The organism is Methylobacterium sp. ME121 (genome assembly GCF_000974725.1).
GTDB classification, from domain to species: domain Bacteria; phylum Pseudomonadota; class Alphaproteobacteria; order Rhizobiales; family Beijerinckiaceae; genus Methylobacterium; species Methylobacterium radiotolerans.
On record NZ_BBUX01000120.1, the window covers coordinates 1 to 10504 of the forward strand.

Genomic DNA, 10504 nt, shown 5'->3' on the forward strand with positions numbered 1-10504 from the left:
GCGACGCCGACGGGCCGCTCTCTCCGAGAGCGGCCCGTCGGCGTTTTGCTGTCGGCTCGCGATATGCGGCCGCCTTACCGCGAAGTCATCTTCCCGCGAACCTCCGGTAACCGCTCCCGCACCATCATCCTCGGACCGCGCGCGGCCCATCGCCCGCGCGGACGAAGCCGGTGACGGATCTCGCGCCCTCCGAGTCGTCCGCGCCCCGCTTCGGGACGGGTCGAGGTCCGCGGCCTCGGCCCGTTCGTCCCGTGAGGGGAGGGGAGCGGCTTGACCATGTTGATGGAGATACGTTCCCCCGACCCGCGCGGCGCGCTATGGAACGGGGCCATGCGACTGCTCATCATCGAGGACGACCGGGAGGCGGCGGCCTATCTCGTCAAGGCGTTCCGCGAGACCGGACACGTCGCGGACAGCGCGCATGATGGTCTCGACGGGTACGCGCTCGCCCGCGAGGGCGACTACGACGTGCTGATCGTCGACAGGATGCTGCCGAAGCTCGACGGCCTGTCGCTGATCCGGTCGCTGCGCGAGCAGAACGTCGCGACGCCGACCCTGATCCTGTCCGCGCTGGGGCAGGTCGACGACCGGGTGAAGGGGCTGCGCGCCGGCGGCGACGACTACCTGCCGAAGCCCTACGCGTTCTCCGAGCTCCTGGCACGGACCGAGGCGCTGGCCCGGCGGCAGGCCGGATCCGGCGCCGCGGAGGAGACGCGCTACCGGATCGGCGACCTGGAGCTCGACCGCCTGTCGCATCGGGTGACCCGGGCCGGCCGCGAGATCCCGCTGCAGCCGCGCGAGTTCCGCCTCCTCGAGTACCTGATGCGTCACGCCGGACAGGTCGTGACGCGCACCATGCTGCTCGAGCACGTGTGGGACTACCACTTCGACCCGCAGACCAACGTCATCGACGTCCACGTCTCGCGCCTGCGCAGCAAGCTCGACAAGGGCTTCCCGTCGCCGATCATCCACACGGTCCGGGGGGCCGGCTACGTGCTGCGCTTCGACGACGGCGCGGCCGGGTGAGCGACGTCGGGACCGAGGCGCCGGTCGCCCGCGAGACCGCGGGGGCGCGGTTCCAGAAGCTGTTCCGCACCACCGCGTTCAAGCTGTCGCTGGCCTACCTGGCGATCTTCGCCCTCTGCGCGTTCCTGGCGCTCGGCTACGTCGCGTGGAACGCCCGCGCGGTGCTCGACGACCAGATCGTCTCGACGATCGACGCCGAGATCAACGGCCTGTCGGAGCAGTACAATGCCGGCGGCCTGCGGCGGCTGATCTCCGTGGTGGAGCGGCGCTCGCGGGAGCCCGGCGCGTCCCTCTACCTGGTGACCACGGCGGGCGGCGACCATGTCGTCGGCAACGTCGGCTACGTGCCCGCCGCCGTGCTGGCGACGCCCGGCCAGAGCGAGACGCGCTACGGCCGCAACGACGCGGATTCCGAGGCGCATCAGGCGATCGTGCGGGTCTTCACGCTGCCGGGCGGGTTCCGCCTGCTCGTCGGGCGCGACACCGAGGAGCGCGACCGCCTGCGGGCGGTGATCGGACGCGCCTTCGTCACGTCGCTGGCCGCGGTCGTGCTCCTCGGGGTGATCGGCGGCTGGCTCGCGGCGAGCCGTGTCCTGCGCCGGGTCGATGCCATGACACAGACCACGCGGGCGATCATGGCGGGCGACCTCGACGGCCGGCTCCACGTGGCCGGGAACGGCGACGAACTCGACCGCCTCGCGTCCAGCCTCAACCAGATGCTGGAGCGGATCGGCGAACTGATGCGCGGCATGCGGGAGGTCTCCGACAACATCGCGCATGACCTGAAGACGCCGCTGACCCGCCTGCGCAACCGCGCCGACGAGGCCCTGCGCCGGGCCTCGACGCAGGAGGAACTGCGCGCGGCGCTGGAAGCCGTGATCGACGAGGGCGACGGGCTGATCCGGGTGTTCAACGCGCTCCTGATGATCGCGCGGCTCGAGGCCGGAAGCGCCCGGGAGATCCTCGTCCCGCTGGATATCGGACAAGCGGTGCGGGGCGTCGGCGAATTGTACGAGGCGCTCGCCGAGGACCAGGGCCTGACCCTCACGGTGACCGCGCAGGACGACCTGATCATCGCCGGCAACCGCGAACTCATCGGTCAGGCCCTGGCCAACCTGATCGACAACGCCCTGAAGTACGGGGCCGTCTCCGCCGGAGCGGAAGCCCGCGTGACCCTGGACGCGTGGCGCGAGGCGGGCACGGTCCGACTCGCCGTCTCCGATCACGGCCCGGGCATTCCCGAGACGGACCGGGCCCGCGTGCTCGGACGCTTCGTGCGCCTGGAGGATGCCCGGTCGCGACCCGGCTTCGGTCTGGGCCTCAGCCTCGTCAACGCCGTGGTGCGCCTGCATCACGGGACCCTGCGGCTCGCCGACAACGGCCCCGGGCTGCGGGTCGAGATCGAGTTTCCGGCCTCGGCGCAGGCGCAGCCGGCGGCCGGTGACATCCTGCCCGCTCCGCCATCGGGCGACCCTGTGCCGGACTCCCTGTCCCGCGCTACTTAGGTCGCGACCTGTCCCACCGTCGCCCGGCCGTGACCGCGTCCGAGCGGCGGCGCGCCCGCGTTCCAGGAGGCCCCATGACCCTCAAGACCAAGACCGCCCTCGTGACCGGCTCGACCAGCGGCATCGGGCTCGCCATCGCGCGCGCCCTCGCGGCCGAGGGGGCCAACATCGTGCTCAACGGCTTCGGGGACGCGCAGGCCGTCGAGGAGGCCCGGGCGGGGATCGAGAGCACCTACGGGGTCAAGGCCCGGTACTCGGCCGCCGACATGAGCGAGCCCGATGCGATCGCCGCCATGGTGCGCGAGGCGGAGGAGACCTTCGGGGCGGTCGACGTGCTGGTCAACAACGCCGGCATCCAGTTCGTATCGCCGATCGAGGAGTTTCCCGCGGAGAAGTGGGAGCAGATCATCGCGATCAACCTGTCCTCGGCCTTCCACACGATGCACGCGGCGATTCCCGGGATGAAGGCGCGGGGTTGGGGGCGGATCATCAACACGGCCTCGGCCCACTCTCTGGTGGCCTCGCCGTTCAAGTCGGCCTACGTGGCGGCCAAGCACGGGATCGCGGGTCTGAGCAAGACGGCGGCGCTGGAACTCGCCCCGCACAGGATCACGGTGAACTGCATCTCGCCGGGCTACGTCTGGACGCCTCTGGTGGAGGCGCAGATCCCCGACACGATGAAGGCCCGCGGCCTCACCAAGGAGCAGGTGATCGAGGACGTGATGCTGAAGGCGCAGCCGACCAAGGAGTTCGTCACCGTCGACCAGGTGGCCGCGCTGGCGGTGTTCCTGTGCTCCGACGCGGCGAGCCAGATCACGGGCGCCAATATCAGCATGGACGGTGGCTGGACCGCGCAGTAGCGCGACCGGCCGCGGCGGCCGGGCCCGGTCGCCGCCAAGGCCCCGCCCGAATCCGGGCGGGGCCTCTCCCGGTCAGCGGCGACCGTGGACCAGCAGGGCGAGGCCGTAGCCGACCGCGCCCGCGATCAGCAGCGCGACCAGGGGGTTCTCCTCCACCCGGGCGCCGACGGCGGTGCGCCCGTCGCGCAGGTACGAACCGCTTCGCTCGTAGACGTCCCCCGCCACGTCGCCGGCGCGCTCGTAGGCGTCGCTCGCGTAGTCACCGGCCCGGTCTGCGATGTCACGGGCCTTGTCCTTCACCTGGCCGTAGACGTTCTGAGCCTGGCCCTGGGCCTCGCGGAAACGTCCCTCGACCGAGTCGCGGTTGGAGCCCACGAAATCACCGGCCGAGCCCTGAACCTTGCCGACGGCCTCCTTGGCGCCGCCGACGATCCGATCCGTATCAACCATGGCACTCTCCTGGACGTGAGCGCGGCGCCGCGACAGGGGCGCCGCTCGATAAGCCGTCGTCCACCGAACGCGCGAGACGGCGTTTGTGCCCCCGCCCGCCACGAAATTGTGCGTCTCGCCCCGCGATCGCGGCCGCGGAACGGTCAGAGCCCGATCAACTCGGCGATGGCCGCCGCGCCGGCGGCCGGGGAGGTCTCGCCCCGGGCGACGCCGGCCTCGGCCTCGGCCGTGCGGCGGCGAACTTCCGGGGAGCCGACGAGACGCTGGTGCAGGCGCTCGTCGACCAGCGCCCACATCCACTTCACGTCCTGAGTCCGGCGCTTCGCCTGGATCTCGCCGGTCGCCGTGAGCTTCTCCCGGTGATCGACGATCTTCGCCCACAGGGCGTCGAGCCGCAGGTTGTGGAAGCCCGAGATCGTGACCACCGGCGGTGTCCAGGTGGCGGAGGCCGGAGTCAGGATGTGCAGCGCCGCCCGGTACTCCGAGGCCGCCGCGTTGGCGCGCTGCTCGGCCTCGCCCGCATCGGCCTTGTTGACGGCGATCATGTCGGCGAGTTCGAGAATGCCCTTCTTGATGCCCTGCAACTCGTCGCCCGCCCCGGGCAGCATCAGCACGAGGAAGAAGTCGGTGAGGTCGGCCACGGCCGTTTCCGACTGGCCGACGCCGACCGTCTCGACGAGGATCACGTCGAAGCCCGCCGCCTCGCAGAGCAGCATGGTCTCGCGGGTCTTGGCCGCGACGCCGCCGAGCGTGCCGGAGGACGGGGAGGGACGGATGAAGGCTCCGGGATCGTGCGACAGCCGCGCCATCCGGGTCTTGTCGCCCAAGATCGAGCCGCCGGTCCGCGAGGACGACGGGTCGACCGCGAGCACCGCCACCTTGTGACCGGCCTCCGTCAGGTTCGAGCCGAGGGCGTCGATGGTGGTCGACTTGCCGACGCCGGGTACGCCGGTGATGCCGACGCGGATCGCCCGGCCGGTCTCGGGCAGGACCGAGTCGATCAGGCTCGCCGCCAGCGCCCGGTGATCGGCGCGCTTGGACTCGGCCAGCGTGATGGCGCGGGCCAGAGCGGCGCGGTCGCCGCGCAGCAGGCGCTCCCGGAGACTCTCGATGTCGATGGACGGCGTCATGATCCCTTCATGGCCGCGGCGACGGCCGCCGTCGAGGGGGAGAGTACCGGGGCCGGGGGATGGGCCGGCTGTGTCCCGCCCACCACAAGCCCGGCCGTGCCCGCTATTCACGCCGCGATGCGGCGATCGTGCCCCGCGATGGTCACGATCCTGGGCAACGGAAGACGACCCGCCCGAGCGTCACCGGATCATGTCGAGCCAGATCGTCTCACGCCGCGTCCTTCTCCGCTTCGGAGCCCTCGCGGGCGCCGCGGGTCTCGCCCCGTCGCTCGGTGCCTGCGTCACCGACGACCTCGGCACCGGCGCGGCCCTGCCCGAGAAGCAGTCGGCCCTCGACGTCATGCCGGTGCTGCTGGTCGCCACGACCCGCAAGCCCGTGGGCAATCCGCCCCGACCGCCGTACTTCAGCAGCGACCGCGGCCGCGGCCTGAGCTTCGCCGAGGTGCGCCTGTCGCCGCCCGACCGCTCGCTGCTCGGCAAGGTCTCGTCCGTCATCACCGGCGACTGGACCATCGGCGCAGTTCCGAAATCCGAGTCCGGCCCGGGCGCCGCCGAGGCCTTTTCCCAGGCCGCCCTCGGGCGCGACGTGCTGATCTACGTCCACGGCTACCGCGAATCGTTCGAATCCGCCGCCGTCAGCGCTGCCCGGCTCTCGGACGGGATCCGGTTCCGCGGCGTCTCCGGCCTGTTCACGTGGCCGTCGGCGGCCGCGACCCTCGATTACAATTACGATCGCGAGAGCGCCCTCTGGTCGCGCGACGCGTTCGAGGACCTGCTGAAGGCGCTCGCCGCCTCGCCCAGCGGCGGCCGCATCAACATCGTCGCGCACTCCATGGGCACGCTCCTCACCCTCGAGACCCTGCGCATGCTCCGCGCCGAGGCCGGCGAGGCGGCGATGTCGCGGATCGGTGCCGTGGTGCTGGCCGCGCCCGACATCGATTTCGACCTGTTCTCCAACGGCGTCGCCCGCCTCGGGCCCGACGTCTCGAAGATCACGGTGATCTCCTCCACCAACGACCGGGCGCTCGAACTCTCGGCGGCGCTGGCGGGGGGCGTGCGCGCCGGCGCGGCCGACCGCGCCAAGCTCGAGGCCCTCGGCGTCCGCGTCGCCGACGCCTCCGATTACGGCGGCGGCCTGATCAACCACGACCTGTTCCTCTCGAACCCGGACGTGCAGGGGGTGGTCAAGCGCGCCATCGCCCGCGGCGCCGGCGTCTGACGCGCGGCGCTCACCCCGTCCGGGTCGCCATGCTCTGCGGCGGCAGGGGTTCCTCCGGCATTACCGGCGCGTCGCCGGACGCGTCGAGGTGGTCGATCCGGTCGGCCCAGACCCGGAAGCCCACGAGGGGATTGGGTCCGAACGTGTGGGTCAGCGGCACGTCCGCGGCGTCGCGGCCGTACGCGACCATGACGCGGCCGATCCGCGGGCTGTTGTTGCGCGGGTCGAACACGTGCCAGCCTCCACCGAGATAGACCTCCATCCAGGCCGCGAAGTCGCCCGCCGGGTGCGGCTCGGGCTCGCCGATGAAGCTGATGTAGCCGGTGCAGTACCGGGTCGGGACGTTGAGGGCGCGGCAGAACGCGACCGCCAGGTGGGTGAAGTCCCGGCAGACGCCGCGCCCGCCCGCGTAGGCGTCCATGGCCGTGCGGTCGCGGTGGGCGAACTCGTAGCCGAACGCGATGTGGGCGTGGACGAAGTCGCAGACCGCCTGCACCCTGGCCCAGCCCGGCTCGGTATGGCCGAAGAGACGCCACGCCTCGTCGGCCAGGAGGTCGGACTCGCAGTAGCGGCTGGGGAGCAGGAACACGATCGTCTCGGGCGGCAGCTCCTCGATCGCGTGCTGCGCGGCCTCCGGGTGGACCGGATCGGGCACGCCGCTGTCGCGGATCGCGGCGTCGGTCCCGATGGTGAAGTTGCCGGCGGGCGCGGTCAGGCGGCCGCACAGGTTGCCGAAGCCGTCGCGATAGATCGTCACCGGGACGGGCGGATCGGTCCGGAGCGCGTCGGGCGCCTCCAGGGCGGCCGCCCTGGAGGGATGCACGTTGAGCATCACCACCATGGGCACCGGGTAGGGGAAGGCGTAGCGCATCTCGCAACCGAGCCTGATCCGCATGCGCGGGTGATCCTTCGTGTTCGAGACCGTGTCCGCGGCGATGCGCGCAGGAGCCGTGCCGCGCCGAATCGTGCGGGTGGGGCCGCGACGGGCTTGGCGGCCGTCCGCTTCACCCCTACAGCATCCCCGCGCGACGCTCATCGCCACCGGACGAAACCGAGGCGTTTCTTCCCGGGGCAGCGCGTCGCACCCGTGCGCCGGCCCGCCGAGCGGGGGCGCCTGAGGACGGTTACGAGAGGGATGCCGGCCATGTTCACGCTCGAGATCGACGGCACCGCCGTTGCGGTGATCAACAGCGACGAGGCGTCCGCCAAGGACCTCTTCACCTGTGACGGCTTCAAGGAAGACATCCGGACCATGACGACCGGCGGGAAGCCGCTCTGGAACGGCACGTCGGCGCTCAAGGTCCGGGCCGCCACCGAGGACGAGGTCGAGATCTTCGAGGACGCGCTCGCCGAGGACGACGGCGAGGGCGACTTCGTCGAGGATCCGCGCCACACCGGGTCCGATTCGGACGACGAGGACGAGGCCGACATCGTCTTCCTCGTGGATATCGACGAGGACGAGGACGAGGATGAGGCCGACGCCTGAGCGCGGCTGAACCCGAGCGCCTCCCGGGTGGTTTCCGATCCGATCTGGATCGGATCCCGGGAGGACGGCATGGCTGACAGCAGACGGATCGTCGACGCGCTGGTGCGTTCGAGGCGCGGCGGCCTCGCCGCCGGTGCCGCCCTCGGCGGGCTGGCGCTGATCGGCAGCCTCGCCTACCGGGCACTGCGCGGGGCGGCGCCGCCCGAGGCCGGCGGGCCGGACTTCACGCAGGTCGACGAGGACGAGGCCCGGCTGATGCTGCGGGCCATGGTGGCGGCCACGACGGCCGACGGGATGGTCGACGCCGCGGAGCGCAAACGCCTCGACGCGGCCGTGGCGGAGGCGGGCCTCGATCCCGATGGCCGGTCCTGGCTCGACCGCGAACTCGCGGATCCCGCCGACGTCGACGCGATCGCCGAGCGGGTCGCGAGTCCGGACGCGGCGGCGCGGATCTTCGCGGCGGCGCGGCTCGCGATCGATCCCGACACGCTCCAGGAGCGTCAGTTCCTGAAGATGCTGGCCGAGGCCCTCGACCTGCCCGCGGAGACGACCGAGCGGGTCGAGCGCGACATCGCGGCCTGAGCGGCAACATGTCCGATGGGTGGATCCTCCACGGCGGCCGAGCTTCGTGCTAGGCTTCCCCGCGACGACGGGTCCGGGCGATCCGTCCGCGGGAGGACGGGACATTTCATGGCAGGACTGTCAGTGCCCGCGCTCGGGCGCGCCCGGCGGCGGGCCTGCGCGCTGGTCGCAGCCGTGCTGATCGCCGGCGGCTCCGCGCGCGCGGCCGACCCGGCCCCCGGCCCGCTGACGATCGCCGAGCAGGGCAGCTTCTTCGTCGGCGGTCGCGACGTCCAGTCCGACACGCTCTCGACGCTGCCGGCCTACGCGCCGTCGGGCACGATCAGCGTCGACCAGATCTATGTCCGCTATCAGATCCCGGTGAACGCCGGACGGCCGCCGCTGGTCCTGATCCACGGCTGCTGCCTCACCGGCAAAACCTGGGAGACGACGCCCGACGGGCGCATGGGCTGGGACGAGTACCTCGTCCGGCGCGGCTTCCCGACCTACGTGATCGATCAGGCCTGGCGCGGCCGCTCGGCGGCGAGCCCGGCCCAGATCAACGCCGTGAAGACGGGGCGGGCCGACCCGAATTCCCTGCCGGCCGTCTTCTCGGCCGGCCGCGAGCCGGCCTGGGCGATCTTCCGGTTCGGGCCGGAATACCCGAAGGTGTTCCCCGGCATGCAGTTCCCCCTGGAGGCCCAGGGCGAGTTCTGGAAGCAGATGGTTCCCGACTGGTCGGCCGCCCTGCCGGTGCCGAACCCGACCGTGCCGGCCCTGTCGGAGCTCGCCAAGCGGCTCAAGGGCGCGGTGCTGATCTCGCACTCGCAATCGGGGATCTACCCGTTCCAGACCGCCGCCCTCGACCGGACCGGCCTGCGCGCCATCGTGGCGATCGAGCCGGCCGCCTGCCCGGACCCGGCGAAGGACGACCTCGCGCCCTACAAGGACCTGCCGATCCTCGTCCTGTTCGGCGACTACGTCGACGCCTCGCCCCGCTGGGCGCCGCGGCTCAAGCAGTGCCGCAGCTTCGTGGCGGCGGCGAACGCCGCGGGCGGCAAGGCGGAACTGATCCTGCTGCCGGAGATCGGCATCCACGGCAATTCGCACATGCTGATGCAGGACAAGAACAGCCTCGACATCGCCGACTGGCTGGTCGGCTGGATCGACAAGCGGGCGCCCGGCAAGTCCTGAGGCGGGCCGATCGGGCGCGCCGTTTACACCTGTGTCCGTCCGAGCGCTGCGGTCGCCACACCCGCCGGCGTCATCACGCGCGCAGCGAAGTGACCCAGGGCGGCTCCGCCTCGGCGGTCGTCGCGCCGGCTGGATCGCTGCGCCGCGCTCGCGGGGACGGCGGCGCCGTTACCGTCGACCGCGGGACGGGTTCTGATGGCCTTGCCGAGGTCGGTGACGGGGCGTCCGCTCAGCCCGGCTTCCGCTCGCCGAGGAACGCGCCCATCCGCTCCAGAGCCCGCCGGATGTTCTCGGCCGAGTTGGCGTAGGACAGGCGGAGGTAGCCCTCGCCGTGAACGCCGAAATCCGGACCGCCGATCACGGCCACGCCCGTCTCTTCCAGGAGGGCCGAGGCCAGGGCCTTCGCCTTCCAGCCGGTCCGGGCGATGTTCGGGAAGGCGTAGAACGCGCCCTTGGGCGCGATGCAGGAGACGTCCGGCAGGGCGTTCAGCCCGTCGACCACGATCGCCCGGCGCCGGTCGAACTCGGCCACCATCTCGGTCACGCAATCCTGCGGGCCGTCGAGCGCCGCGATGCCGGCCCACTGGGTCGCCGCGTTGACGCAGGAATGCGCGTTGACCGCGAGCTTGCGCGCCGCGTCGTAGAGCGGCTTCGGCCAGACCGACCAGCCGAGCCGCCAGCCGGTCATCGCGTAGGTCTTGGACGCGCCGTCGAGGTAGACCAGCCGGTCGCGGATCTCGGGATAGGTCAGCAGCGAGTGGTGGGTCTCGCCGTCGTAGGTCATGGTGCCGTAGATCTCGTCCGACAGCACCGCGACGTCGGGGTGCTCGGCGAGGCCCTTCACCAGGGCGTCGATCTCGGTCTTCGGCGTCACGCCGCCGGTGGGGTTGGCGGGCGAGTTGACGATCAGCAGCCGCGTCCTCGGCGTGATCAGCGCCAGCGTCTCGGCCGCCGAGAAGGCGAAGCCGTTCGCCTCGCGGATCGGCACCGGCACCGGCGTCGCGCCGGTGAACTCGATCATCGAGCGGTAGATCGGGAAGCCGGGGTCCGGATACAGGATCTCGGTCCCGGGC

The 10504-nt window shown here is 71.8% G+C and carries 11 protein-coding genes; 7 read left to right on the forward strand and 4 right to left on the reverse strand.

Annotation, left to right across the window (positions count from 1 at the left end; translation table 11 throughout):
- Positions 1-330: 330 nt before the first annotated feature.
- From ME121_RS31685 to ME121_RS31695, 3 genes are all read left to right on the forward strand, one after another.
- The gene (locus ME121_RS31685; RefSeq protein ID WP_024829288.1) at positions 331-1026 is read left to right on the forward strand and encodes a response regulator transcription factor; all 696 of its coding nucleotides are present in this window, start codon (positions 331-333) and stop codon (positions 1024-1026) included.
- Positions 1023-2531 carry a sensor histidine kinase gene (locus tag ME121_RS31690; RefSeq protein WP_012320423.1) on the forward strand — a complete coding sequence of 503 codons (1509 nt, stop codon included), beginning with the start codon at positions 1023-1025 and terminating at the stop codon, positions 2529-2531. The genes ME121_RS31685 and ME121_RS31690 overlap by 4 nt, the downstream gene beginning before the upstream one ends.
- Before the next feature lie 74 nt (positions 2532-2605).
- Entirely contained in the window at positions 2606-3391 is a 786-nt protein-coding gene (locus ME121_RS31695; RefSeq protein WP_012320422.1) for a 3-hydroxybutyrate dehydrogenase, read from the forward strand.
- A 72-nt stretch (positions 3392-3463) separates the two neighbouring features.
- On the opposite strand, the gene ME121_RS31700 is transcribed toward ME121_RS31695, so the two are convergent.
- Together ME121_RS31700 and meaB are read right to left on the reverse strand one after the other, a co-directional pair.
- Positions 3464-3841, reverse strand: coding sequence for a CsbD family protein (locus tag ME121_RS31700; RefSeq protein ID WP_012320421.1), 378 nt, complete (start codon positions 3839-3841; stop codon positions 3464-3466).
- Positions 3842-3984: 143 nt separating this feature from the next.
- A complete protein-coding gene (gene meaB / locus ME121_RS31705; protein ID WP_012320420.1) occupies positions 3985-4971 on the reverse strand; it encodes a methylmalonyl Co-A mutase-associated GTPase MeaB in 987 nt (328 codons plus the stop codon).
- A gap of 190 nt (positions 4972-5161) precedes the next feature.
- Here meaB and ME121_RS31710 point away from each other — a divergent pair, with 190 nt between their 5' ends.
- Positions 5162-6190 (forward strand): alpha/beta hydrolase, encoded by a 1029-nt coding sequence (locus tag ME121_RS31710; protein WP_012320419.1) that lies wholly within the window; start codon positions 5162-5164, stop codon positions 6188-6190.
- A 10-nt stretch (positions 6191-6200) separates the two neighbouring features.
- On the opposite strand, the gene ME121_RS31715 is transcribed toward ME121_RS31710, so the two are convergent.
- Entirely contained in the window at positions 6201-7085 is an 885-nt protein-coding gene (locus ME121_RS31715) for a transglutaminase-like domain-containing protein (RefSeq protein WP_043074164.1), read from the reverse strand.
- 249 nt (positions 7086-7334) lie between these two features.
- Between ME121_RS31715 and ME121_RS31720 the strand changes: the two genes are divergently transcribed.
- From ME121_RS31720 to ME121_RS31730, 3 genes are all read left to right on the forward strand, one after another.
- Positions 7335-7676 (forward strand): hypothetical protein, encoded by a 342-nt coding sequence (locus tag ME121_RS31720; protein WP_024829293.1) that lies wholly within the window; start codon positions 7335-7337, stop codon positions 7674-7676.
- Between the two features lie 69 nt (positions 7677-7745).
- Positions 7746-8258 (forward strand): DUF533 domain-containing protein, encoded by a 513-nt coding sequence (locus tag ME121_RS31725; protein WP_024829294.1) that lies wholly within the window; start codon positions 7746-7748, stop codon positions 8256-8258.
- Between the two features lie 108 nt (positions 8259-8366).
- Positions 8367-9431 carry an alpha/beta hydrolase family protein gene (locus tag ME121_RS31730; protein WP_012320415.1) on the forward strand — a complete coding sequence of 355 codons (1065 nt, stop codon included), beginning with the start codon at positions 8367-8369 and terminating at the stop codon, positions 9429-9431.
- A 229-nt stretch (positions 9432-9660) separates the two neighbouring features.
- On the opposite strand, the gene ME121_RS31735 is transcribed toward ME121_RS31730, so the two are convergent.
- On the reverse strand, positions 9661-10504 hold an 844-nt coding region (locus ME121_RS31735; protein WP_059410252.1), incomplete at its 5' end, for an aminotransferase class I/II-fold pyridoxal phosphate-dependent enzyme.